The organism is Microbacterium sp. Kw_RZR3 (assembly GCF_029222405.1).
In the GTDB taxonomy this organism is placed as follows: Bacteria; Actinomycetota; Actinomycetes; order Actinomycetales; family Microbacteriaceae; genus Microbacterium.
Window position 1 is genome coordinate 1 of sequence record NZ_JARHXC010000078.1, and the last position, 22,691, is coordinate 22,691.

At 68.2% G+C, this 22,691-nt stretch carries 21 protein-coding genes; 10 read left to right on the plus strand and 11 right to left on the minus strand.

Annotated elements, in window-relative coordinates:
- Positions 1–77: 77 nt before the first annotated feature.
- From kdpC to P2P98_RS04065, 5 genes are read right to left on the minus strand one after another with little or no spacing between them, the layout of a single operon-like run.
- Positions 78–662 (minus strand): potassium-transporting ATPase subunit KdpC, encoded by a 585-nt coding sequence (gene kdpC, locus P2P98_RS04045; protein WP_275797453.1) that lies wholly within the window; start codon positions 660–662, stop codon positions 78–80.
- An 11-nt stretch (positions 663–673) separates the two neighbouring features.
- Positions 674–3,022 carry a potassium-transporting ATPase subunit KdpB gene (kdpB, locus tag P2P98_RS04050; RefSeq protein WP_275797455.1) on the minus strand — a complete coding sequence of 783 codons (2,349 nt, stop codon included), beginning with the start codon at positions 3,020–3,022 and terminating at the stop codon, positions 674–676.
- Positions 3,022–4,689, minus strand: coding sequence for a potassium-transporting ATPase subunit KdpA (gene kdpA / locus P2P98_RS04055; protein ID WP_275797457.1), 1,668 nt, complete (start codon positions 4,687–4,689; stop codon positions 3,022–3,024). The genes kdpB and kdpA overlap by 1 nt, the downstream gene beginning before the upstream one ends.
- A 1-nt stretch (position 4,690) precedes the next feature.
- Positions 4,691–4,780, minus strand: coding sequence for a K(+)-transporting ATPase subunit F (gene kdpF / locus P2P98_RS04060; RefSeq protein ID WP_074696280.1), 90 nt, complete (start codon positions 4,778–4,780; stop codon positions 4,691–4,693).
- Entirely contained in the window at positions 4,777–4,917 is a 141-nt protein-coding gene (locus P2P98_RS04065; protein WP_275797460.1) for a hypothetical protein, read from the minus strand. The genes kdpF and P2P98_RS04065 overlap by 4 nt, the downstream gene beginning before the upstream one ends.
- A 269-nt stretch (positions 4,918–5,186) precedes the next feature.
- On the opposite strand from P2P98_RS04065, the gene arfB reads away from it, so the two are divergent.
- A complete protein-coding gene (arfB, locus tag P2P98_RS04070) occupies positions 5,187–5,624 on the plus strand; it encodes an alternative ribosome rescue aminoacyl-tRNA hydrolase ArfB (RefSeq protein WP_275797462.1) in 438 nt (145 codons plus the stop codon).
- 312 nt (positions 5,625–5,936) lie between these two features.
- The gene (locus P2P98_RS04075) at positions 5,937–6,200 is read left to right on the plus strand and encodes a CopG family transcriptional regulator (protein WP_275797464.1); all 264 of its coding nucleotides are present in this window, start codon (positions 5,937–5,939) and stop codon (positions 6,198–6,200) included.
- Between the two features lie 3 nt (positions 6,201–6,203).
- Here the strand turns inward: P2P98_RS04075 and P2P98_RS04080 are convergent, their stop codons facing one another.
- The 5 genes from P2P98_RS04080 to P2P98_RS04100 all read right to left on the minus strand — a co-directional run bounded on the left by P2P98_RS04080 (position 6,204) and on the right by P2P98_RS04100 (position 11,802).
- A complete protein-coding gene (locus P2P98_RS04080) occupies positions 6,204–6,566 on the minus strand; it encodes a PLD nuclease N-terminal domain-containing protein (protein WP_275797466.1) in 363 nt (120 codons plus the stop codon).
- A gap of 194 nt (positions 6,567–6,760) precedes the next feature.
- Positions 6,761–8,803, minus strand: coding sequence for an APC family permease (locus P2P98_RS04085; protein WP_275797512.1), 2,043 nt, complete (start codon positions 8,801–8,803; stop codon positions 6,761–6,763).
- 165 nt (positions 8,804–8,968) lie between these two features.
- The gene (locus P2P98_RS04090; RefSeq protein ID WP_275797468.1) at positions 8,969–9,814 is read right to left on the minus strand and encodes a serine hydrolase; all 846 of its coding nucleotides are present in this window, start codon (positions 9,812–9,814) and stop codon (positions 8,969–8,971) included.
- Between the two features lie 156 nt (positions 9,815–9,970).
- Positions 9,971–11,356 carry an amino acid permease gene (locus P2P98_RS04095; protein ID WP_275797470.1) on the minus strand — a complete coding sequence of 462 codons (1,386 nt, stop codon included), beginning with the start codon at positions 11,354–11,356 and terminating at the stop codon, positions 9,971–9,973.
- Between the two features lie 29 nt (positions 11,357–11,385).
- A complete protein-coding gene (locus tag P2P98_RS04100) occupies positions 11,386–11,802 on the minus strand; it encodes a nuclear transport factor 2 family protein (protein WP_275797471.1) in 417 nt (138 codons plus the stop codon).
- A gap of 289 nt (positions 11,803–12,091) precedes the next feature.
- Between P2P98_RS04100 and P2P98_RS04105 the strand changes: the two genes are divergently transcribed.
- The gene (locus P2P98_RS04105; RefSeq protein WP_275797473.1) at positions 12,092–13,483 is read left to right on the plus strand and encodes an aminotransferase class III-fold pyridoxal phosphate-dependent enzyme; all 1,392 of its coding nucleotides are present in this window, start codon (positions 12,092–12,094) and stop codon (positions 13,481–13,483) included.
- Positions 13,484–13,508: 25 nt separating this feature from the next.
- A complete protein-coding gene (locus tag P2P98_RS04110) occupies positions 13,509–14,246 on the plus strand; it encodes a TetR/AcrR family transcriptional regulator C-terminal domain-containing protein (RefSeq protein WP_275797475.1) in 738 nt (245 codons plus the stop codon).
- A gap of 34 nt (positions 14,247–14,280) precedes the next feature.
- On the opposite strand, the gene P2P98_RS04115 is transcribed toward P2P98_RS04110, so the two are convergent.
- Complete coding sequence (locus P2P98_RS04115; protein ID WP_275797477.1) at positions 14,281–15,081, minus strand: TetR/AcrR family transcriptional regulator C-terminal domain-containing protein; 801 nt, start codon at positions 15,079–15,081, stop codon at positions 14,281–14,283.
- A gap of 85 nt (positions 15,082–15,166) precedes the next feature.
- On the opposite strand from P2P98_RS04115, the gene P2P98_RS04120 reads away from it, so the two are divergent.
- The 6 genes from P2P98_RS04120 (at position 15,167) to P2P98_RS04145 (ending at position 22,683) form a co-directional block, all read left to right on the plus strand.
- Positions 15,167–16,165: a LacI family DNA-binding transcriptional regulator gene (locus P2P98_RS04120; RefSeq protein WP_275797479.1), complete on the plus strand. Its 999-nt coding sequence runs from the start codon at positions 15,167–15,169 to the stop codon at positions 16,163–16,165.
- A 174-nt stretch (positions 16,166–16,339) separates the two neighbouring features.
- Entirely contained in the window at positions 16,340–18,463 is a 2,124-nt protein-coding gene (locus tag P2P98_RS04125) for a beta-galactosidase (RefSeq protein ID WP_275797481.1), read from the plus strand.
- A gap of 107 nt (positions 18,464–18,570) precedes the next feature.
- On the plus strand, positions 18,571–19,806 hold the full coding sequence (locus P2P98_RS04130; protein ID WP_275797483.1) for an extracellular solute-binding protein: 1,236 nt from the start codon (positions 18,571–18,573) through the stop codon (positions 19,804–19,806).
- Positions 19,807–19,868: 62 nt separating this feature from the next.
- Positions 19,869–20,777 (plus strand): sugar ABC transporter permease, encoded by a 909-nt coding sequence (locus P2P98_RS04135; RefSeq protein ID WP_275797485.1) that lies wholly within the window; start codon positions 19,869–19,871, stop codon positions 20,775–20,777.
- Positions 20,774–21,685, plus strand: a complete 912-nt coding sequence (locus tag P2P98_RS04140) for a carbohydrate ABC transporter permease (RefSeq protein ID WP_275797487.1) — start codon at positions 20,774–20,776, stop codon at positions 21,683–21,685. Before P2P98_RS04135 ends, P2P98_RS04140 begins: the two co-directional genes overlap by 4 nt.
- Before the next feature lie 395 nt (positions 21,686–22,080).
- Entirely contained in the window at positions 22,081–22,683 is a 603-nt protein-coding gene (locus P2P98_RS04145) for a hypothetical protein (RefSeq protein WP_275797489.1), read from the plus strand.
- The last annotated feature ends 8 nt before the right edge of the window (positions 22,684–22,691 follow it).

Below are 22,691 nucleotides of genomic sequence, written 5' to 3' on the forward strand. Positions count from 1 at the left end.
CCCGCGCGGCCCCGCCGCCGCGCGAGGGGCGCGGCGGCGAAGGACGCGTCGACGGTCATGTCAGCGATTCTCGTCGCTCACCGGGCGTCGAGCGCGCGATTGAGCTCGAACACGTTCACGCGCGGGTCACCGAGGTACCCGAGATCGCGCGGCAGCGTGTGCTGCGCCACCAGCGCCTCGACCTCCGACGACGGGATGCCGCGAGCCTCCGCCACGCGGGCGACCTGACGCTCGGCGTTCTCGACCGAGATGTCGGGATCGAGCCCCGAGCCCGAGGCGGTGACGGCGTCGGCGGGGACCGACCCCGCACCGTTGAGGTCCCGGAAGTCCGACTGCCCCTGCTGGATCGAGGCGATGAGGTCGGGGTTCTCGGGGCCGAGGTTCGAGCCGGTCGAGGCGGCGCCGTCGTACGAGGCGGCGGAGGGACGCGACTGGAAGTACTGCGGCAGCGCCTGGCCGTCGGCATCCTGGAACGACTGCCCGATGAGGGTCGAGCCGACCACGGCGCCGTCGGCCGAGCGGACGAGCGAGCCGTTCGCCTGGAACGGGAGCGCGACCTGGCCGATCGCGGTGATGAGCAGCATGTAGCCGATGCCGAGTACGGCGGTGAAGACGAGCATCGCGCGGACGGCGACGCCGGCGGTACGCAGGGTGGTGCGCATGACGGGGCCTTTCAGAAGCCGGGGAGCAGGCTCACGACGAGGTCGATGAGCTTGATGCCGATGAAGGGGACGAGGACGCCGCCGAGCCCGTACACGAGCAGGTTGCGGCTGAGGATGCTCGACGCGCTCGCCGCGCGGTACTTCACTCCGCGCAGGGCGAGGGGGATGAGCACGATGATGACGATCGCGTTGAAGATGATCGCGCTGAGCACCGCGGATGCCGGAGACGACAACTGCATGACGTTGAGCACCGCGAGGCCCGGGAACACCCCCATGAACATCGCTGGGATGATCGCGAAGTACTTCGCGATGTCGTTCGCGAGCGAGAACGTCGTGAGGGCTCCGCGGGTGATGAGCAGCTGCTTGCCGATCCGCACGATGTCGATGAGCTTCGTCGGGTCGCTGTCGAGGTCGACCATGTTGCCGGCCTCCTTCGCGGCCGAGGTGCCCGTGTTCATCGCCACGCCCACGTCGGCCTGCGCCAGGGCGGGGGCGTCGTTCGTGCCATCGCCGGTCATGGCGACGAGGTTGCCGCCCTCCTGCTCGCGCTGGATGAGGGCGAGCTTGTCTTCGGGAGTGGCCTCGGCGAGGAAGTCGTCGACCCCCGCCTCGGCCGCGATCGCCTTCGCCGTGAGCGGGTTGTCGCCCGTGATCATCACGGTGCGGATGCCCATCGCGCGAAGCTCGCCGAAGCGCTCGCGGAGGCCGTCCTTGACGACGTCCTTGAGGTGGATGACGCCGAGCACCCGGCCGGTGCCGCCCGAAGCGGAGGTGGCTGAGCCTGTCGAAGTCACCGGGGGTTGCGTGGGTCCGGTCCCTTCGACAGGCTCAGGGACCTCGGTCGCGTGCTCAGCGGCCTCGGTCGCGGCGGCAGCGACCCGGGCGGCGACCGAGGTGGCTGAGCTCGTCGAAGCCACCGGGCCCCTCTCGGGAGTCCACGTCGCCACCACCAGAGGCGTGCCGCCCGACTGGGCGATGGCATCCGTCTCGCTCTGCAGCTGCGCGCGCAGCGCCTCGGGAACGGGGGATCCGGATGCCGCGAGCCACGCCACCACGGCAGCCGCCGCGCCCTTGCGCACCTGCGTGCCGTCGGCGAGGTCCAGGCCCGACATGCGGGTCTGCGCCGTGAAGGGCACGGGCTCGGCTCCGCGGGGCATCTCGGCGACGATACCCTGCGCGGCGGCGAGCTCGACGACCGAGACGCCCTCGGGCGTCGGGTCGGCCTGCGACGAGAGCGAGGCGTACTCGGCGAGCAGCGGCCCGCCGACGCCGTCGAGCGGCACGAAGGCCGACGCGCGCCGGTTTCCGTACGTGATCGTTCCGGTCTTGTCGAGCAGCAGCGTCGTGACGTCTCCGGCGGCCTCGACCGCGCGGCCCGACATGGCCAGCACGTTGCGCTGCACGAGACGGTCCATGCCCGCGATGCCGATCGCGCTCAGCAGCGCGCCGATCGTCGTGGGGATGAGGCACACGAGCAGCGCCACGAGCACGGGGATCGACACCGGCGACGCGGCGTACGACGCGATCGGGTTCAGCACGAGCACCACGACGACGAACACGATCGACAGGCTCGCGAGCAGGATGTTCAGCGCGATCTCGTTCGGCGTGCGCTGGCGCGAGGCGCCCTCGACGAGCGCGATCATGCGGTCGACGAAGGTCTCGCCGGGCTTCGAGGTGATTCTCACGACGATCCGGTCGCTCAGCACGCGGGTGCCGCCGGTCACCGCGCTGCGATCACCGCCCGACTCGCGCACGACCGGGGCGGACTCTCCGGTGATCGCCGATTCGTCGACGGTCGCGATGCCGTTGACGATGTCGCCGTCGCCGGGGATGAGCTCTCCGGTCTCGACGAGCACGATGTCGCCGACGCGGAGGTCGCCCGAGGGGACGTCCTCGGTGGCGGCCCCGGATGCCGCGGGGTCGGCCTTCTCGTCATACGAGACGACCCGGCGGGCCGAGGTGGTCGTGCGCGTCTTACGCAGCGTGGCCGCCTGGGCCTTGCCGCGCCCCTCGGCGACCGACTCGGCGATGTTCGCGAAGAACACCGTGAGCCACAGCCAGACGGCGATGCCCCAGGTGAACCCGAAGGGCAGGGCGTCGGTCGCTGAGCCTGTCGAAGCGTCCCCCAGGAACGGCTCGGCAAGAGCGATGAGGGTGGTCAGCGCCGCCCCCACCCACACGAGGAACATCACGGGGTTGCGCCACTGCGCGGCGGGGTTGAGCTTCTTCGCGGCGCCCGGGAGGGCGGCGACGATCTGCGCGGCGCTGAACGCGCGGCGCGGGGCATTGGCCGGGGCGCCGGACCCTTCGACAGGCTCAGGGGCCGGCTGCGACGCAGGGGAGGAGGTCAACGTGGACATCAGCGGACAAGTCCTTCGGCGAGGGGCCCCAGGGTGAGGACCGGGAAGTAGGTGAGCGCGGTGACGATCACCGCGACGCCGGCGAGCAGGCCCGCGAACTGCGGGCGGTGCGTCGGCAGGGTTCCGGCGGTGGCGGGCACGGCATCCTGAGCCGCGAGAGAACCGGCCAGGGCCAGCACGAACACGATCGGCAGGAAGCGTCCGAGCAGCATCGCGACAGCGAGGGCCGTGTTGAACCACGGGGTGTTCGCGGTGAGTCCCGCGAACGCCGAGCCGTTGTTGTTCGCCGCCGAGGTGAAGGCGTAGAGCACCTCGCTGAACCCGTGCACGCCCGGGTTGAGGATCGAGGTGTTCTCGACGTCTTCGCGGATGCCCGGCAGGGCGAAGCTCAGCGCCGTCCCGGCGAGCACGAGCGTCGGCGTGACGAGGATGTACAGGCTCGCGAGCTTGATCTCGCGCGGCCCGATCTTCTTGCCGAGGTACTCGGGCGTCCGGCCGATCAGCAGACCGCCGACGAACACCGCGATCACGGCGAGGATCAGCATCCCGTACAGCCCGGAGCCGACGCCGCCGGGCGCGATCTCGCCGAGCATCATGTTGATCATCGGCATCATGCCGCCGAGTGCCGTGTAGCTGTCGTGCATCGAGTTGACCGCACCCGTCGAGGTGAGCGTGCTGGTGGTTCCGAACAGCGTCGACCCGAAGATGCCGAACCGCACCTCCTTGCCCTCCATCGCGCCGCCCGCGAGGGTCGGTGCCGTGCCCGCGGCGGCGAGCTCCGCCCAGGTGAGGAGAGCGGTGGATGCCACGAAGATCGCGGCCATGACGCCCAGGATCGTGTAGCCCTGACGGTCGTCGCCGACGATGCGACCGAACGCGCGGGGGAGCGAGAACGGGATCACGAGCATGAGGAAGATCTCGAGAAGGTTCGTCCACGGCGTCGGGTTCTCGAACGGGTGCGCGGAGTTCGCGTTGAAGATGCCGCCACCGTTCGTGCCGAGGAGCTTGATCGCCTCCTGGGATGCCACCGGCCCGCCCGGGATCGACTGTGCCGCGCCCGTGAGGGTCGTGGCATCCGTGAATCCGTTGAGGTTCTGGATGACGCCGCCCGCGAGCAGCACGATGGCCGCGACGATCGAGAACGGCAGCAGCAGCCGGTAGGTGCCGCGGACAAGGTCGACCCAGAAGTTGCCGATCACGCCGCTGCGGCGATACGCGAAGCCGCGCACGAGGGTGACGGCGACGGCGATGCCGACCGCGGCCGACACGAAGTTCTGCACGGTCAGGGCCGCGAACTGCGCGGTGTAGCCGAGCGTCGACTCTCCGCCGTACGACTGCCAGTTGGTGTTGGTGACGAACGAGACGGCCGTGTTGAACGACAGCGCTTCGCCCGGGGCGTCGAGGCCCAGCGAGAACGGCAGCACCGCCTGCAGGCGCATGATCGCGTAGACGAAGACGACGCCGACGAACGAGAACAGCAGCACCGAGCGCAGGTAGGCCTGCCAGGTCTGGGCGCTCTTCGGGTCGACGCCGATCAGGCGGTAGGTGCCGCGCTCGATCGCGAGGTCGTGCTGGCCGGTGTAGATGCGGGCGATGTAGTCGCCGAGGGGGCGGTACGCGAGGCCGAGGGCGACGACGAGCGTGAGGCTGGTGAGGAGAATTGACATGTCAGAACTTCTCCGGCCGGACGAGCGCGACCACGAGGTAGACCACGGCGGCGACGGCGAGCACGGCGGCCAAGATCGAGAAGAAGATCACGACCGGTCCCCTCCGCGTCCTGCGGGGCGGGTGGACGAGGGGCGGACCTCGGGGCCCAGCTTCTCGACCCCCTTGGCGACGAGGGCGACGAGCGCGAACAGCGCGACGGTCGCGACGAGGAAGACGGCATCGAGCACGACGACTCCAGGTTCGGGGGTGTCCGCGGCGGACCGCGGGCGCCGCGGGGCGGCACGTCTGTCGATCCAACGCGCCGGGGGCCCGGCATCCGGGCGTCCTAACGGTTTCCCTACGGGTCGGTGACCGACGCATACGGCGTGCTTACGCGGGCGACGCCGGTGCCGGGCTCCGGAGCTGAGCCCGATCTTCTGCGGGAGGCCGCCGCGGGGCGGCCGGTGGGGCGGATTTCTCCGGAGCGCGGCACATCTCGTTGACGCAAGATGGAGGCATGAGCGCCTCCGACGATTCCGGCATCCGGGTCACGGCTTCGCTCGTGATCCCCGCGTCCGAGCTGTCGTGGCGGTTCTCACGATCGTCCGGCCCGGGCGGGCAGGGCGTGAACACCACCGATTCGCGCGTGGAGCTGATGTGGGATGCCAGGGCCTCGACGGTTCTGTCACCGGTCCAGCGCGAGCGGCTCATCGAGCGCCTCGGGAACCGGCTCGTCGACGGGGTGCTGACGATCGCGGCGTCGGAGCACCGCCATCAGCTGCGAAACCGCGAGGCCGCGCGCGAGCGCCTCGCCGCGCTCGTCGCGGACGCCGTGCGCGCTCCGGCGCCGCCACGTCGCGCGACGAAGCCGACACGCGGGTCGGCCGAGCGCCGCCTGCGCGCGAAGCAGCGCCGCACCGACGTCAAGAGGATGCGCCGGCGCCCGACCGATTGATCCTATTTCGTACTACACTGATGTAGTACGAAAAGAGAACAGGGGCGGCCGGTGCGAGTACGCGTGCATGAGCGAGTCACGCTCCGGCATCCTGAGGTCACAGAGGACGACGTGCGGACGGCGTTCGAGTCATCGCTCCGGGTGAGGGCGCGAGACACGCACCCCGTCCACTGGGTGGGCGTCGGAACCGACGCCGCTGGTCGGCTGATCGAATACATCGCGGTCGAGGATGAGCCGGACGGGTGGCTGATCTTCCACGCGATGCCGGCCACCAAGAGCGTTCTGAAGGAAGTCGGATTGGGGAGATAACGCGTGAAGAAGTACACCGATGTGAACGGCGTCCCGTTCACCGATGACGACATCGAGGCGTGGGCCGCTGAAGCCGAGTCCGAGAAGGGCTACACCGGAGGGCACCTCGGCCCGTCGCAGCCCGGTCGGCCCGTCAGCGTCGGCGCGAAGGCCCGCCCGTTCACTCTCCGGCTGGACGCGGCGCGTCGGGCGAAGCTCGACGAGGTCGCGCACGATCGTCACACGACGCCGTCGCAGCTCATGCGGGACTTGATCGACGCTCTCTGACTTTCACGCCGAGTCGCCCTCGGCGCGCCGCCGCCGCACCTGCTCCTCGAGGTCGGCGAGGCGCATCTCGCGCTCGAGGTCGGCGATCTGCTGCTCGGTGCTCCGCGAGTCGTACGTGCGCGGAGCGGGTGCGGGCTCGGCATCCTTCTGCCACCGCCGCGGGTCGCCGAAAGACATCGGCGTCGAGCGCTGCTCGTACTCGCGCCCGATCGTGAACCACAGGATCGACCCGATCAGCGGCAGCAGCACGATGAAGAACACCCAGACGAACTTCGGCATGTGCTTGACCTGGTCGTCGCGGCGCGTGATGGCGTCGATCAGGGCGATGACCATGACGGCGAGGGTCAGCAGGGCGAGGATCGGCATGGCATCCACCCTGCCCCAGACATGCTGTCGCGTCTACCGCCTGCGACGGCGGCGCGACGAGGCGGCCCGAACTCCTGACTTTCTGCGCGCGGAACTCGCCGTTGTGGCCTGCATGCCGCTGCGGTCGTCGTTTCTCAGGAGTTTCGCCCGTCCCGTCGCGTCGCATCGCATCGCGGCCCTCGCCGCCCCCGGCCTCAGGATGCCGAGCCGCCAGGCCCCTTCCGCACGCGGTGCGCCGGCACCTCGGCAACCGGCTGCCCACCGCGCTGCTGGCCCGGGAGGGGCCGAGAGCGGCGGCCGTAGATGACCTCGGACGAGTCGAGCAGCCAGGGCACGAGCGTGATCGAGACGCCGTGCACGAGCATGAGCTGCTGCGCCAGTCGCCGGGAGCGGCGGTTGTGGAGGATCGACTCCCACCAGTGCCCCACGATGAACTGCGGCAGGTACACCGTCACGACCGAGGAGCCGTGCTTCTCGCGGTACGACTTGATGAAGCTCGACACGGGCGACGTGTAGGTGCGGTACGGTGACTCGATGATGACGAGCGGAATCGGCATGTCGTGCTCGGCCCATTCGCGCTGCAGGCTCGCCGCTTCCTCGTCGGTGATCGCGACGTGCACCGCGAGCGTCTTGTCGTGCTTGGCCGCGAGGGCGTAGTCGATCGCCTTCATGACGGGCTTCTGCAGCCGGTTGACGAGCACGATCGCCACGTCGCCGGATGCACCGAAGTGCACCGTGTCGTCCATCTGGATCTCGTGCTCGACGTCGCGGTAGTACCGGTTCACGCCGACCATCAGCACCGCGAGGATCGGGATGGCGATGAACACCAGCCAGGCGCCGTGCGTGAACTTGGTGATCGTGACGATCAGCAGCACGAGCACGGTCATGCCGGCGCCCACGGAGTTGATCCACAGGCCCGAGATCGCCGAGCGGCGCTCGATCGCCGCGGACTGTTGCTTCGCGGCCTCGGGCGGCAGGTTCTTCAGCCCGCGCAGCGCCCGGCGCCAGTGCTTGACCATGCCGAGCTGACCGAGCGAGAACGACACGAAGACGCCGATGATGTAGAGCTGGATCAGCGTCGTGAGGTTGGCCTGGTAGACGATCAGCACGCCGATGGCGACGATGCCGAGGATGATCATGCCGTTCGAGTAGACGAGCCGGTCGCCGCGGGTGTTGAGAGCCTTCGGGGCGTATCCGTCGCGCGCGAGCACGGCGCCGAGCAGCGGGAAGCCGTTGAAAGCGGTGTTGGCCGCGAGCAGGAGCACGCACGCGGTCGCGGCTTGGATGATGAAGAACGGGATGCTGCCCATGCCGAACGTGGCGGCGGCGACCTGCGCCATGAGGCTGGGCTGCGGGTTGTTCGCGCAGTCGAAGCCGATGAGGTGACACGGGTTCTCGGCGTAGTGCACGTTCGAGATGAGCGCGAGGAGCGTCAGGCCCGTGAACAGGACGATGGCGATCCCGCCCATCATCGTGAGCGTCGTCTGGGCGTTGCGGATCTTCGGCATCCGGAAGGCGGGCACGCCGTTCGACACCGCTTCCACGCCGGTCAGGGCCGAACAGCCGCTCGAGAACGCCCGCAGGACGAGCAGGATCAGGGCCGCCTGCGTGAGCGATTCCGCCTGGACGGCGTACTGAGCGCTCTCCGCGACCGGGGCGTTGCCCAGCAGGGTCCGGCCGAGGCCGACGACGATCATGATGCCGACCGAGCCGATGAACAGGTACGTCGGGATCGCGAAGACGCTCGACGCTTCACGCACGCCGCGCAGGTTGACGATGACGATGAGGATCACGAAGCCGACGGCGATCTCGACGCGGAACGGGTTCAGTTCCGGCAACGCCGAGATGATGTTGTCGACCCCGGATGCCACCGACACGGCGACCGTGAGCACGTAGTCCACGAGGAGCGCGGCGGCGACCACGACCCCGGGGATCTCGCCGAGGTTCTTGCTCGCGACCTCGTAGTCACCGCCACCGGAGGGGTACGCCTTGATGAGCTGCCGGTAGCTCAGCACCACCACGATGAGCAGCACGACGACGGCAACGGCGACCCACGGGCTGAGCGTCAGGAGCGCCGTTCCGCCGATGAGGAGGATCATCAGCAGCTCCTGCGGGGCGTAGGCCACGGAGGAGAGGGCGTCGGAGGCGAAGATCGGCAGCGCCATCTTCTTGGGCAGAAGCTGCTCGTCGAGTTTTTCCGACGTCAGAGGCTCGCCGATGAGGATGCGCTTGGCCATCGGCGTCTCCACGCCGGGCTCGCGACTTTCTTCAGTCACGGCGCGCGACATTACGCGTACTGGACGCTGTGCGCAATCTGACGCGCAGCCGTTCACGGCATGGTCGCCAGACCGTGATGATGGAAGATTCCGGATGCCGAGCCCCGAGGCCCCATCGCGGAAAGCTCAGCGGCCTGTCGCCGCCTCGGCGACGAACGCCGCGATCGCGTCGGCGCCGGCGTGGTCGTCCGCGCTGACGGTCACGACCGCGTCGCCCGCGAACACGATCAGCTGGCCGTAGGCGCCGTGCAGTCGCCACGCGGCGCCCGGCCCCTCCCAGCCCGCGAGCGCGTACCGGCGGTACCCGTCGCCGGTGCTCCCCGTGTCGACCCAGCCCGCGTGCATGGCATCCACGATCCCCATCGAGACCAGTCGCCGCCCGTCCCAGACGCCCCGGTCGCGGATCAAAAGGCCCAGGCGTGCCATCTCCTCCGTGCGAAGCGACAGGCCCTCGCCGCCGAGCACCCGGCCGTTCGGGCAGCGGTCCCAGACGATGTCGTCGAGGCCGAGGGGCGAGAAGAGGCGAGGCCGTAGGTACTCCTCGATGTCGCCGACGCGCTCCGAGAGCACGGACATCGCGGTGTAGGTGCTGGCGTTGGAGTACTGGAAGACGCGCCCCCGCGAGGGACGCGACAGGAACTCCGCCGCGAGGTCGGGCCAGTCGCTCATCAGGGTCGGCGACCAGGGGAAGTCGATGCCGCTCGTCATCGTGAGCAAGCGCCGGAGCGTCACATCCCGTTCCCGCGCGGGCTCGATCGGCTCGTCGAGCGACACCAGGCCCTCGTCGGCGGCGATGCCGGCCGCGAGGACGCTCACGGCTTTCGCGACGGAGTGGATCTCTTCGCGCACGTCGGGGGTCCAGCGGTGCTCGGCGACATCGTCGCCCACGCGGACGTGCAGGCCGTGAGCGGCGAACGCGGTCTCGTCGATGCGCCGGACGAGCTCGTCGCGAAGAGCCTCGGCGTGCGTCATCCCTCCAGGCTACGAGGGGATGCGGCTGCGGGGCATCTCGCGGGCGCGGGTGGCTGTGCGTCCCGGCGAAGGTGAGTGGACGAGAGCAGAAGGGGGCCGCAACGAGAGGCCGGCCACCCCGTGCGGGCGGCCGGCCTCGAGCGTCCTCTCGGGTTATCAGGGCGCGACGACGGGCCGATCGACAGGTGACAGCTCGATCGGGTGGGATGCCGCGCGCGCCGGGCTGCCCAAGCGTCGCTGGACGATCAGACCGATGGCAGCGCAGACGGCCGCGGCGAACACGGTCAGGATCAGCGGGAGGCGACTCGCGGGATCGGCGGCGAGGGCCACCGCGACCGCGGCCAGGATGCCGAGAACGACCCAGGCCATCCACTTCCCCGCGCCCTGCTGCGTGTGCGATCGGAGGAACGTCAACGAGATGACCGAGTAGGTCAGCACTCCGCCTGCTCCGGTGATGGAGATGAGCAGCGAGATGACGTCGGCGGCGGGGAGAAGGAAGTTGAGCAGCAGGCACAGGCCTGCGGCGACGGCAATCGCGCCGGCGGCCCAGCGGGGCGCCCCCGAGCGTGAGACCACTGCGAGACGCGCGGGCATCTCTCGGCGCACTGCCGCGGCGTACAGCAGGCGCGACGTGGTGTAGAGGCTGCTGTTGGCCAGCGAAAGGATCGACGTGGCGACGACCACCTGGATCGCGGCGGCCAGCACCGGCATGTTCAGGGCGGTGAACACTGCCGGGTAGGAGCCCTTCGCGAGTGCGTCACTCGTGGAAGGGATGATCGTGATGATGATGATGGTCGAACCGACGTAGAAGAGAACGATGCGGGCGACGACGGAGCGGATCGCGCGGGCGATCGCCTTCTGCGGGTCGCGGGCCTCGGCCGCGACGGTGGCGACGTTCTCCGTCCCCATGTAGGAGAAGAGGACGGTCACGGCCGTCAGGAGGACGGGCAGCCATCCCGCGGGCGCGAAGTCCGCCCAGTTCGTCAGGCCCGGCGACGTGTAGCCGGGGAGCCACCCGAAGACGGCTGCCGCACCGATGACGAGGAACACGGCGACGGCGATGACCTTGATGATCGCCATCCAATACTCGATTTCAGCGAAGACGCGGACGGGAAGGAGGTTCAGTCCGCCGAGCGCGACGAGGGCGAGGAAGCTCCACGCCCATGCCGGTACCCCCGGCGCGAAGCCGTTCATGATCATCCCGATCGCCGAACACTCGAGGGCGATGAGGATGACGCCGGAGTACACCGCGACGTAGCCGGTCATCACTCCTGCCCAGGGGCCGAAGCGGCGTGCCGCGTAGGTGGTGTAGGAGCCGGGGTCGGGCTGCTCGGCAGCAAGGCGGCCGAGCATCCGCATGATGAGCACCAGAACGAGGCCGATGCCCAGGTAACTGAGCATGACGGCGGGGCCGGCCTGCTGGACCACGAGGCCGCTGCCGAGGAACAGGCCGGTACCGATGGTGCCGCCGATGGCGATCATCGCGATGTGGCGGTTGCCGAGGGTGTTGTGGAGCCGATGCGGCTCGATGTGCGTCTGCATGTGCGGTCCTGTCTTGTCGGGTTCGGGGTTCAGATGAGGGTGGCGTCGAGATGACGCTGTTTCTCCCACGCCGCGCGGATCGGATGGGTGTCGTAAACGATGTGGAGGTGCGTGATGCGGCCGGTCTCGTCGAGCTCGGCGATATCGACGGCCGTGAAGGGGGCGGGGGTGCCGTCGGCGAGGGTCCAGGCGAAGTCGAACCAGAACGCCACGGTCGGACGTGCCCCATCGATGTGCTGGAGCGTCTGGCGCAGGGCGAGCACCGACTCGGCGGTGTCGGCGAACAGCACCGGGTAGAACTCGCGCGCCGGCAGGTCGCCGTACAGCGGCGAGCTGACGATGCCGTCAGCCGCGAAGAGGGCGAGGACCGCCTCGAGATCGGCGGATGCGAGGGCGGTGAGGTAGCTGTCGACGAGGCAGCTGATGGTCGATCGAGAAAGAGGCATCGATTCGCTCCTGGAGAGTGCCGCCGAGGTGTCAGCGGAGGAGGGCTCGGGACGCAGCGCCCGTTATGGAACATCGTTCATTTTGTATTGAACAATAGTCAATATAATTTCGACGTTGTTACGACTGCGTGACGACGTCGTCGGGGTTGGCCGGTTGGCTCACGTTTCACCGTGAACAAGCGCTCGGCATGCCGACATGCCCGCAAGTGCCCCGAGGGATTGGTCTCTCTGAGCCTGTAGTCGTAAAGTGTTTAACAGTGTTCAACCCGTCGGAAGCGATACTGTCTCCATGAGCTCGCCCCTGATCCACAACTCCCTCAACGCGCAGTTGCCGACCGTTGACCGCGGTGAAGGCGTGTGGCTCTGGGATGCCGAGGGCGCCCGCTACCTCGACGGCTGTTCTGGGGCGGTCGTCACGGCCATCGGTCATGCGCACCCGGCGGTCCTGTCCGCCATCGCCGATCAGGCCAGCCGGGTCGCCTTCACGCACCGGGGGGCTTTCACGAACGCTCCCCTCGTCGAGCTGGCGGACCGGGTGGCTGCTCTCACCGGTTACGCCGGAGTGTGGTTCGTCAACTCCGGATCGGAGGCCGTCGAAGCGGCGATGCAGTTCGCCCTGCAGTACTTCCGAGAGCTCGGCGCACCGCAGCGGACGGTGTTCCTCTCTGCGCGCCGCGGGTACCACGGCAACACTCTGGGCGCCCTGTCGGCCTCCGGACACGCTCGTCGGCGCGCCGTCGAGGGGATCGCTCTCGACATCCCCGCCCTTCCCACCCCGTACGCCTTCGCCGACCAAGGCGAGCTGACCGAGGACGAGTACTGCGCGCAACTGCTCGCCGAAGCCCGACTGGTCTTCGAGCGCCACGCGAACACCCTCGCGGGTATCCTCGTCGAGCCCATCGGCGGTGCCACCCTCGCCGCGACCACACCCCCGCGCGGATACCTGCTCGGGCTCAAGGCTCTCTGCGACGAGTTCGGCGCGCTCTTCATCGCCGACGAGGTCATGTCCGGGCTCGGTCGTACCGGTGACGTGCTGGCCACGTTCCAGGACGGTGTCCGTGCCGATCTTGTGGCGATCGGCAAAGCGCTCGGAGCCGGGTACACCCCCATTGCGGCGACCCTCGTCGACGCGCGGATCCTCCGCGCGATCGAGAACGGGAGCGGTCGCGTTCTGGGCGGGCACACCTACGGGGGTAACCCGTTGTCTGCGGCCGTCGCCGTCGCCGTCCTCGAGGTGTTCCGCACCGAGTGCCTGGTCGCCCGCGCCGAGATGATGGGCGCCGCCCTGGCCGAGGGTCTGCGCGACCTCGCCGAGAAGCATCCTTTGATCGCCGACACTCGCGGGCGAGGCATGCTCCGCGGCGTGGAGTTCTCGGACCGAGACGCCGCTTCGCGTCCGCAAGGCGAGCTGGCGGGACGCGTCTTCGCGGCCGCGGTGGCGGAGGGGCTCCTGCTCTATCCCACCACCGGCGGGTACAACGATGCCGTCCTCGTCGCCCCGCCGTTGACCATCACCCCGGAGGAACTCGTCGATCTCCTCGACCGTTTCGACCGCGCCCTGAGTCGTGTGGAACTCGAGCTCGAGGGCGACGCCGACGGAGTCGTGCCGGAGGCGAGCGGCTCGTCGAGCACGGTTCCCACCGCGATCGGCGACGACATCACGGCGTGGCCGCCGGTGTGATCGGCAGCGTCGATATCATCGAAACATGAGTGGGGACGGTGCCGACAGGCCCACGTCTCGGGCCCTGACCACCCCCGATGAGATCGTCACCGCGGCGCTCGAGATCATCGACCGTGCCGGCATCGGTGCCCTGACCATGCGCCGTCTCAGTTCGGAGCTGGGGGTCTTCCCGGCATCCTTGTACTGGCACGTCGGCAACCGGTCGCAGCTTCTCGGACTCGTCTGCGAACGAGTCCTCTCCCAGATCGAGCTCCCCTCTCAAGACCTGCCCTGGCGAGACTGGCTCTTCACCTTCGGGCTGCGTACGCGGCAAGTGATCGGAAGCCACCCGCGATTCGCCGCGTACTTCGTGAGCAACATCCAGACCAGTCAGTCCTCACTCGACCTGGCCGAACACACGATGGCCGCACTCCGGCGCGCGGGTTTCGCCGGCCACGACCTCGTCCGCGCCTACAACGCCGTCATCGGTGCCGTCTTCGGCTGGATCTCCGGCGAGTTCGCCGCGAGTCCCGAAGAGAAAAACGGCAGCGCACGCTCTGCGATCGAAAGCCTCGTGCTCGACGCGGACAGGTACCCGAACCTGCACGATGTCTGGCCTTTTGCCGCCAACCGCGCGTACATGCTGCGGTGGGACTCGGGAGCCGAGTCCCCCCTCGAGCCCAGTTTCGAGACGATGCTCACCTCGCTCCTCGACGGCCTCGCTCGGTCCCTCGAGATCGCCCGGATCGCCGCGGACGTCCGCAACGCGAACCCGCCCCGGTAAGACCATCTGACCGCAACCCGCAACGGGCATCGGGTCACGTCAGTCGCGCGCGAAGTCCCACGAACAACGTCTCGAGGACGACCTCGAACGAGGAGTCCAGAGGATTGTCGCGTCCCGGCGTCCAGCGAAGCATGAAGGCCCGGTCCTCCGCGAGCGGCATCACACGCGACAGTGTCGGAAAGAGCGTGCTGTCTATCGTCCGGAGGTCCTCTGAGAGCGTCTCCTGCCAGCCGTCGTCCCCCTCGGGCGCGGCGGACAGCTCCATCGTCACCCATCCGAGGACGACGCCGAAGAAGACGTTGTAGACCTCGACCAGCTCTGTCGACGAGAACCCGGCACGATCGAGCACCCGGAAGATCCGCTCCGCCAGCGGCACGCCACGATCGGTCGTCAACATCTGTCCCGTCACGATGCCGGCGAAGTGGGGATGCTCGTGCAATGCCGCTCGCATCTTCCTCGCGAGGCCCGCGAGCCAGGCATCCCACTCGGTGCCGTGGTCGTCGCCCACTTCGATGTTGTCGAAGACCAGCGCCGAAACCTCGCCGAGAAGTTGATCCTTCGTCTGAAAGTGCCAGTACAGTGCGCTCGGACGCACGCCCATCGCCGCGGCCAGCGATCGCATCGTCAAGCCCGACAACCCGTCCCGGTCCACGAGCTCCAGCGCAACCGTCAAGACGTGCTGACGGTTCAGTTCCGTGCCCCCTAGCGGGCGGCCGCGCCGAGGTTTCGAGCCGTCCGTCATAAGACCAGTGTTCCTCATCTGCTCCCTGGACCGTGTGGAGCGGCTCTCCGCATCACCCTTCCTGCAATCCCGAGCGATCAGTGCGAGCATCATGGTTGTCTCCCCGTTCGCCCGCCGCTTCTCGCCCGGTGGCCGGACCCGCCTCGGCAATATCGGGCCGATGCGTAACACTGGCGAGATGAAGTCCGCCACGATCTACGACGTCGCGAAGCTCGCGGGCGTCTCGCATCAGACCGTCACGAGATACCTCCAGGGCTTCGCGGGGATGCGCCCGGCCACGCGCGAGCGTGTCAAGTCGGCCTTGGAGGAGCTGGACTATCGCCCCAACTCCGCGGCGCGCATGCTGCGGGCGTCGCGTGTCAACCGAATCGGTGCACTCGCCCATCGACTGCAGGAGCAGGGACCGGCGCGCCTGCTCGCCGGGGTTGCGGCCCAAGCTCGTCGTCGCGGCTTCACTCTCGACATCGCGACCGTCGATAGCGATCCCACCAACATCGACGATGCGCTGTCTGTCGTGCTCGAGCATCGGTTGGCCGGACTCGTTCTCGCGGGCGTCTCGCAGACGGTGATCGATGCGGTGGCGTCCCGGAATCTCGGGATGCCGTGGATCGCCGATGCGGGCACGACCGTCGAGGGTGGAGCCGCCACCGTCAATGATCTGGTGGGTCGACTCGCCGCTGAACACCTCGTGTCGCTGGGACACCGCCGCATCGGGTACGTGGCGGGGCCCGATCTGTGGCAGGCCTCGGGGGAGCGTCGCCACGGATTCGTCGCGACGCTCGAAGCCTCGGGGCTGGAGCCGGCATGGGAGCGAGTCGGCGATTGGTCGGCCGGATCCGGGGCGCGGGCGTGGGCGTCGCTGACCGCCGAGGAGCGCAGGGCGACCGCCGTGGTGGCGGCCAACGACAGCATGGCGTTGGGGGTACTCTCCGCCGCAACCCGCGAGGGGGTTCGCGTACCCGATGACCTGAGCGTGGTCGGCACCGACGACATCTCTGAGGCGCGGTTTCTCACGCCCCCGTTGACCACGGTTGCGATGGACTTCGAGGCGGAGGGCGCTTACCTCCTCGACCAACTCCTCGTGAAGGCTCACGCTCTTCCCGACGACGGGGGCACGTCGCTGGAGCTGCCGAGCCTCGTCATCCGCAACTCCACGACGACGACGCCGATGGGCTGATCGCCCGGGCCTGCGGCGCCACCAAAGGCCGCAGCCCGCGGATGTGAGCGCGCGTGGTGGGGTTCGGCGCACGCGCGCGGGCAAAAATGTTGTCGATCACTTGCGCGCGATCACCGCGTCGCGCTAACGTGTGGTCGCAAAATGTTGTCGACAACATTTGACGAAGGAGTCAAGATGACGGGGTCCCCCACGTTCTCGGGTGTGCTGTTCGGCGCGGCCTACTATGCGGAGTACCAGCCCGACGGTGTGCTTGAGCGTGACCTCGATCTGATGGCGGAGGCCGCTTTCACCGTCATTCGCGTGGGCGAGTCGGTGTGGTCGACCTGGGAGCCCCGTGAAGGGGAGTTCGATCTCGACTGGCTGCAGCCGGTCCTGGACGGCGCGCACGCGCGGGGCATCGGGGTCATCCTCGGCACGCCTACCTACGCCATCCCGCCGTGGCTGCAGAAGCTGCACCCCGAGATCGCTGCAGAGATCTCGACCGGGCACCGCATGGGATGGGGCGCTCGTCAGGAGATGGACCAGGCCCAGCCGGCCTACCGGTTCTACGCCGAGCGAGTGTCTCGCCGCATCCTCGAGCGTTACGCGAGCCACCCGGCGATCATCGGATTCCAGGTTGACAACGAACCAGGCAACGTCCTGCCGCACAACGATTCGACGTTCCAGGCGTTCGTCTCTTGGCTCCGGCGCAAGTACGGCACGGTCGAACGCCTCAACGAGGAATGGGGCCTGGTGTACTGGTCGCACCGCATTCAGGAGTGGGCCGAACTCTGGCGTCCCGACGGCAACCTCATGCCGCAGTACCAACTCGAATGGCGCCGTTTCCAGTCGACGCAGGCGACCGACCTCATCGCCTGGCAAGCCGAGATGGTCCGCGAATACGCCAGCCCCGCGCAGTTCGTGACCACGTGCATCTCGTACATGCGCGACCAGGTCGCCGACGACGAGCTCGCGGCATCCCTCGACGTCGTCGCCGGAAACCCCTATTACAAGATGCAGGACGGTCTCGATGCCCGATTCGAGGTCCCCCGCGAAGACAGATGGTGGCACACCGGAGTGTGGGCGCTTTTCCAGTGGGGCGACCGGGCCTACTCCACCGCGGGAGCTCAATACCTCGTCACCGAGACCAACGCCCAGTCGATCGGTGGGTCGTGGCAGAACCACCCGCCGTATCCGGGGCAGATCAAGCAGGCGGCATTCGCTCTGCTCGCCCGCGGCGGGCGCATGATCGAGTATTGGCACTGGCACACGCTGCACTTCGGGGTCGAAACGTACTGGGGAGGGGTCCTCCCGCACAGCCAGAAGCCGGGTCGGATCTACCGAGAGGTAGCCGAGCTCGGGGCGTCACTGAAAACCCTCGGCGCGGCGCTGGACGGCTATGTTCCCGACGCCGACGCGCTGATCCTGTGGTCGACCGACACCAAATGGTCGTGGAACTTCTATCCCCCGCTCTCGCGATCCGACGGCTCACCCGATCCGGACTCCTACACGCGCATCTTCGACTCGTTCTACCGGGGGGCGTTCGAAGCGGGGCTGCAACTTCGTGTACAGCACGTATCCGACTTCTTGAACCACGATGCCGCCGACCTGGCCCGCAGGTATCCGGTTCTGCTGGCACCCGCTCTGTACGTCGTCGAGACAGCCGTGCTCGACCACCTCGTGGCGTACGCCGAGGCGGGTGGCCACCTCGTCGCGGGCGTGCGGACGGGCTACGGTGATGAGCTCGCCCGGGCGCGCCTGGCGGTGGCCCCCGACCGTATCGGCGAGCCCGGTGGCATCCGATATGACGAGTACAGCAACATCTCGACGATGTCGGTCTCCTCGCACAGAATCGAGCTGGAAGCGGGCTCCGCCGCGACCGAGTGGATCGATCTTCTCGACGTCGATGGAGCCGAGACCGTCGTCTCGTTCGACGACAACGAGCTGGGAGCGCACGCGGCTCTCACCACCCGTCCGCACGGGCGGGGGCGCATCAGCTACCTCGCGACCGTTCCCAACGTGCCCCTCGCCCGCAGTGTCGCCTCCTGGCTCGATGTGCGGACCGCGGCAACGCAATGGAGTGCGCCGCGGACCGTCACGGTGCAGACGGGTCGCGCCGGCTCACGCACGCTCGCTTTCGTCGCGAACTGGACGGGCGAACCGGTCGCTGTCATCCCCCCGGTCGCCGTCCGCGACCTCGAGACCGGCGAGGTCGTGCCCGCCGGCTCCACCCTGCTCCTCGATCCGCGTGCTGCACACGTGTTCGAGGCTTCGACGGATCCGGTCGGGTCCGCCTTCCCCTCCACGGAAAGAATCTGATGAGAAGCAACCGAAAGGCAATGACGCTCGGAGCGTTGACCCTCGTTTCCGCCCTCGCTCTCAGCGGGTGCTCCCCGGCGTCGTCCGGCGCATCGTCCACCGCTCCTGTGAGTCAGGCTGACATCGACAAGGCCATGGACACGCCCACCACGATCACGTTCTGGGCGTGGGCGCCCGACATGCAGAAAGAGGTCGATCTCTTCGAGGCGAAGTACCCGAAGATCAACGTCGAGCTCGTCAACACCAGCAGTGGGACGCAGCAGTACCCGAAGCTGCGTGCCGCCCTGAAGGCGGGCAAGGGTGCCCCCGACGTCGCGCAGGTCGAGTACCAGTACATTCCCTCATTCCGGCAGACCGGGAGCCTGGCCGATCTCACGCCCTACGGCGCGGCCGAAGCGAAGGACGATTTCGTCGACTGGATCTGGAACCAGGTGGCCGACGACAAGGGCGTCTGGGCGGTGCCGCAGGACTCGGGCCCACTCGGCAACCTGTACCGTTCCGACATCTTCGCGCAGGCGGGGGTGAGCGCACCCGAGACGTGGGCCGACTATGCCGCCGCGGCCGCCACCATCAAGGAGAAGACCGGGTCATACATCGCCGACCTGCCGGGGAACGATCCGGGTCAGATGGTGGGCTTCTTCTGGCAGGCCGGAGCGAAGCCGTTCGGGTATGACGGCGACAAGACCGTGAAGATCGACCTGGACTCGCCCGCGACGCAGAAGGTGGTTTCGTTCTGGCAGGATCTGGTGAAGAAAGATCTCGTCGCCACGGATGCCGACTTCAACGACGAGTGGTACCAGGGCCTCGCACAGGGTAAGTACGCCAGCTGGCAGGTGGCCGCCTGGGGGCCGATCTTCCTGCAGGGCACCGCGAAGAACACCAGCGGCAAGTGGACGGCGGCCAAGATTCCGCAGTGGGAGGCCGGACAGGACGTCTCGGGCAACTGGGGTGGTTCGACGACGGCCGTGATGGAGTCCAGCCCGAACAAGATCGCCGCCTACGAGTTCGCGAAGTTCATCAACACCGACAGCGAGGCTGCTCTGACACTCGCCAACGAGCAGTTCCTCTTCCCCACGACCAAGGCCACCCTGAGCGACCCGAAGTTCGTCGACCAGGCGTCGGAGTTCTACGGAGGGCAGAAGGTCAACGAGTTCTTCGCCGGCGTCTCCGACACGGTCGACAAGAACTTCCAGTGGCTGCCGTTCATGGACTTCGTCTACTCGAGCTACAACGAGACGTTGGGCAAGGCCATCAGCGAAAAGGGCGACATGACCGGCGGTCTCGCCGCCTGGGACGCCGCCGTCACCGACTACGCGAAGCAGCAGGGCTTCACGGTCGAGTGACCCCGCGGGCCCCGCGCCGTCGGTGCGGGGCCCGTTCGGCATCCTCAGAAAGGACACAGACGATGACGTCGGCCTCTCCCGCGCGCCGTGCTCGGCTCGGCTCCGCGCAGACGCGCGCAGCATGGATCCTGGTGATCCCCTTCGTGGCGGTCTTCGCCGCCATGTTCCTCGTCCCGCTGGGTTACTCGGCATATCTCTCCACGTTCACCTCGCAACTCGTCGGCGGTCAGGTGTTCTCGGGGCTCGCGAACTATCAGCGCGCGCTGGGTGACCCCAGCTTCTGGGCGGGTTTGTCGCGGGTCGCGATCTTCCTGGTGGTACAGGTGCCGATCATGCTCGTCGCCTCGCTCTTCTTCGCGCTGGCCCTGGATTCGGGCCGTATGCGCGGCGGCAAGGTCGTGCGCTTGCTGATCTTCCTTCCGTATGCGGTGCCGAGCGTCGTGGCGACCCTGATGTGGGGTTACCTCTACGGTGAGAACTTCGGCCTCATCACCCAGATCTTCACGGGCCTCGGCCTTCCGGCGCCGGAACTCCTCGCCCCCGGGGCCATCCTCGGCTCGACGATGAACATCGTCTGCTGGGAGTTCATCGGCTACAACATGATCATCATGTACGCCGCTCTGCGGACCATCCCGACCGAGCTGTACGAGGCTGCGGCGATCGACGGTGCGGGCGAGTTCCGTGTGGCGTGGAGCATAAAGATCCCGGCGATCCGGCAGGCGATCATCTTGACCGTCATCTTCTCGATCATCGGCTCTTTCCAGCTCTTCAACGAACCCAACCTGCTCTTCAACATCGCGCCGAACGCGATCGGGTCGGACTTCACGCCGAACCTGTACGCCTACAACCTCGCCTTCAAGAACCAGGACGTGAACTACGCCGCCGCCATCGCCTTCCTGCTCGGGATGGTCATCGTGGTGCTCTCGGTCATCGTCCAGGGCATCGTCAACCGCAAGGAGAAGACGTCATGACCGAGGCCATCGTGCGACCCGGGCGGAAGCCTCTCAAGCGGCGCCCGCTGGGTACGCACCGACCGACTCGTGGCGGGACGCTTCTCACGGTGTTCGTCTGGATCTGCGTGGTCTACTTCGTGGTTCCCCTCGTCTGGCTCGTCATCGCGTCCACGAAAGACAACACCGGACTGTTCACGACGTTCGGACTCTGGTTCGGGCAGGGATTCCATCTCTTCGACAACCTTGCTGACGTGTTCTCGAAGGATGGGGGTGTCTTCTCGCAGTGGATGGTGAACACGGTGCTCTACGCGGTCACGAGTGCCGTGGGGGCCACCGTCTTGGCCACGGCGTGCGGATTCGCGCTGGCGAAGTATCGCTTCCGGGGCAGCTCCGTGGTGTTCTGGCTTGTGATCGGCTCGATCATGGTGCCGATGACGGCTCTCGCCATTCCGACCTACCTGCTGTTCAGCTCGATGAACCTCACGGACACACCATGGGCGATCATCCTGCCCTCGCTCGTCAGCCCCTTCGGGGTCTATCTCATGCGTGTCTACGCCGCCGACTCGGTCGATGACAGTCTGCTCGAGGCGGCTCGTATCGACGGCTCGGGGGAGTTGCGCACCTTCGCGACGATCGGGGTCCGGTTGCTCGTTCCCGGCATGGTCACGGTGCTGTTGTTCCAGTTGGTCGCCACGTGGAACAACTACTTCCTCCCGCTCATCATGCTGAACACGCCGAGCCTGTATCCGGTCACGGTCGGTCTCGCCGGGTGGCAGGCGGCCGCGTCGAGCGGTGGCGGAGCCCAAGTCCTCTTCTCCACGGTGCTGACGGGCTCGCTGGTGTCGATCGTGCCGCTGATCGTCGCGTTCCTGTTCCTCCAGCGCTACTGGCAGTCGGGGCTCGCGGCAGGCAGCGTGAAGGGCTGACAGCTTTCGCGCGGGCGGAGGGCGACCCGATGTCCTCGGGTGGCCGCTGTCCGCCGTGACGGATTCCCGAGGATCGCGGGGGACACAGCGTCGTCGGATCGGCCCTTCGCCGTCATCGCGGGCGCGGCGGTGGCGCCGCTCGCCTTCGTCCCCGTCGTCGCCGCGAGCTATCGCCGGCCTGCGCCCTCGGGGCCGCCACCGTCGTCTCGTTGTTCGTATGACCGGGCGGACGACCCGCGCGAGCTCGCGCTGGCGGTGTCGAGCGTCCCCGGTCCGCGGGTGGCGGTCTCGGTCGGGGGCGGGCGCCGTCGCCCGTCCCCCGACGTCTCTCGACGCCGTGGCACTTCCCGCACCGGGGCGACCGCCCCGCATAGGCTGTGAGCGGAGGAGTTCGAATGTCGTCGAGAGCAGGGCGCGCGCAACGCGTGGGTCGTGGCATCGCCGCGGCTTCCGTCGCGACGTTCATCGCGACCGTCTCGCACTCCTCGGTCGGCGCCGAACTCCCTCCGCTGCTGAACATCGCCCTCGCCCTCTGCTTGGCGGCCCCGGTGTGCGTCCTGCTGGCCGGACGCACGGCGTCGTGGTGGCGGCTGTCGCTCGCGGTGGTGCTGAGCCAGGCGTTGTTCCACGGCATCCTGGCCCTCGATCTGCGCGGAGACGGTGTCGTCGCACCGGGCGGGCATCACGGGGCGCCGGCGGTGCTCCTCGATGCCACCGGATCGAGCCACGCGGTCGTCGCGCACGGCTCGCACTCGCCCTGGATGTGGGTGGCCCACGCCTTCGCCGCAGTCGTCACGATCCTCGCGCTCGGTCGAGGCGAGCGCGCCGTGCAGGTCATCGCGCGGTTCTTCCACGCGGCGCTCGCCGTGCTGCGGCCCTTCCGCGGGCTCCTTTCGCTGACGGACGACGTCCGTCCCGCGCCCGAGCCGCTCCTGCTGACCACGGCGATGGCCGTGCTGTCGACGATGAGGCATCGAGGTCCGCCGCTCGCGGCGTGACACCTCGA

What these genes read in the sequence shown, in the direction of transcription:
- kdpC (WP_275797453.1), bottom strand. Translation starts at nt 662, where the DNA reads ATGCGCACCACCCTGCGTACCGCCGGCGTCGCCGTCCGCGCGATGCTC.
- kdpB (WP_275797455.1), bottom strand. Translation starts at nt 3,022, where the DNA reads ATGTCCACGTTGACCTCCTCCCCTGCGTCGCAGCCGGCCCCTGAGCCT.
- kdpA (WP_275797457.1), bottom strand. Translation starts at nt 4,689, where the DNA reads ATGTCAATTCTCCTCACCAGCCTCACGCTCGTCGTCGCCCTCGGCCTC.
- arfB (WP_275797462.1), top strand. Translation starts at nt 5,187, where the DNA reads ATGAGCGCCTCCGACGATTCCGGCATCCGGGTCACGGCTTCGCTCGTG.
- P2P98_RS04080 (WP_275797466.1), bottom strand. Translation starts at nt 6,566, where the DNA reads ATGCCGATCCTCGCCCTGCTGACCCTCGCCGTCATGGTCATCGCCCTG.
- P2P98_RS04085 (WP_275797512.1), bottom strand. Translation starts at nt 8,803, where the DNA reads ATGGCCAAGCGCATCCTCATCGGCGAGCCTCTGACGTCGGAAAAACTC.
- P2P98_RS04090 (WP_275797468.1), bottom strand. Translation starts at nt 9,814, where the DNA reads ATGACGCACGCCGAGGCTCTTCGCGACGAGCTCGTCCGGCGCATCGAC.
- P2P98_RS04095 (WP_275797470.1), bottom strand. Translation starts at nt 11,356, where the DNA reads ATGCAGACGCACATCGAGCCGCATCGGCTCCACAACACCCTCGGCAAC.
- P2P98_RS04100 (WP_275797471.1), bottom strand. Translation starts at nt 11,802, where the DNA reads ATGCCTCTTTCTCGATCGACCATCAGCTGCCTCGTCGACAGCTACCTC.
- P2P98_RS04105 (WP_275797473.1), top strand. Translation starts at nt 12,092, where the DNA reads ATGAGCTCGCCCCTGATCCACAACTCCCTCAACGCGCAGTTGCCGACC.
- P2P98_RS04110 (WP_275797475.1), top strand. Translation starts at nt 13,509, where the DNA reads ATGAGTGGGGACGGTGCCGACAGGCCCACGTCTCGGGCCCTGACCACC.
- P2P98_RS04115 (WP_275797477.1), bottom strand. Translation starts at nt 15,081, where the DNA reads ATGATGCTCGCACTGATCGCTCGGGATTGCAGGAAGGGTGATGCGGAG.
- P2P98_RS04120 (WP_275797479.1), top strand. Translation starts at nt 15,167, where the DNA reads ATGAAGTCCGCCACGATCTACGACGTCGCGAAGCTCGCGGGCGTCTCG.
- P2P98_RS04125 (WP_275797481.1), top strand. Translation starts at nt 16,340, where the DNA reads ATGACGGGGTCCCCCACGTTCTCGGGTGTGCTGTTCGGCGCGGCCTAC.
- P2P98_RS04135 (WP_275797485.1), top strand. Translation starts at nt 19,869, where the DNA reads ATGACGTCGGCCTCTCCCGCGCGCCGTGCTCGGCTCGGCTCCGCGCAG.
- P2P98_RS04140 (WP_275797487.1), top strand. Translation starts at nt 20,774, where the DNA reads ATGACCGAGGCCATCGTGCGACCCGGGCGGAAGCCTCTCAAGCGGCGC.
- P2P98_RS04145 (WP_275797489.1), top strand. Translation starts at nt 22,081, where the DNA reads ATGTCGTCGAGAGCAGGGCGCGCGCAACGCGTGGGTCGTGGCATCGCC.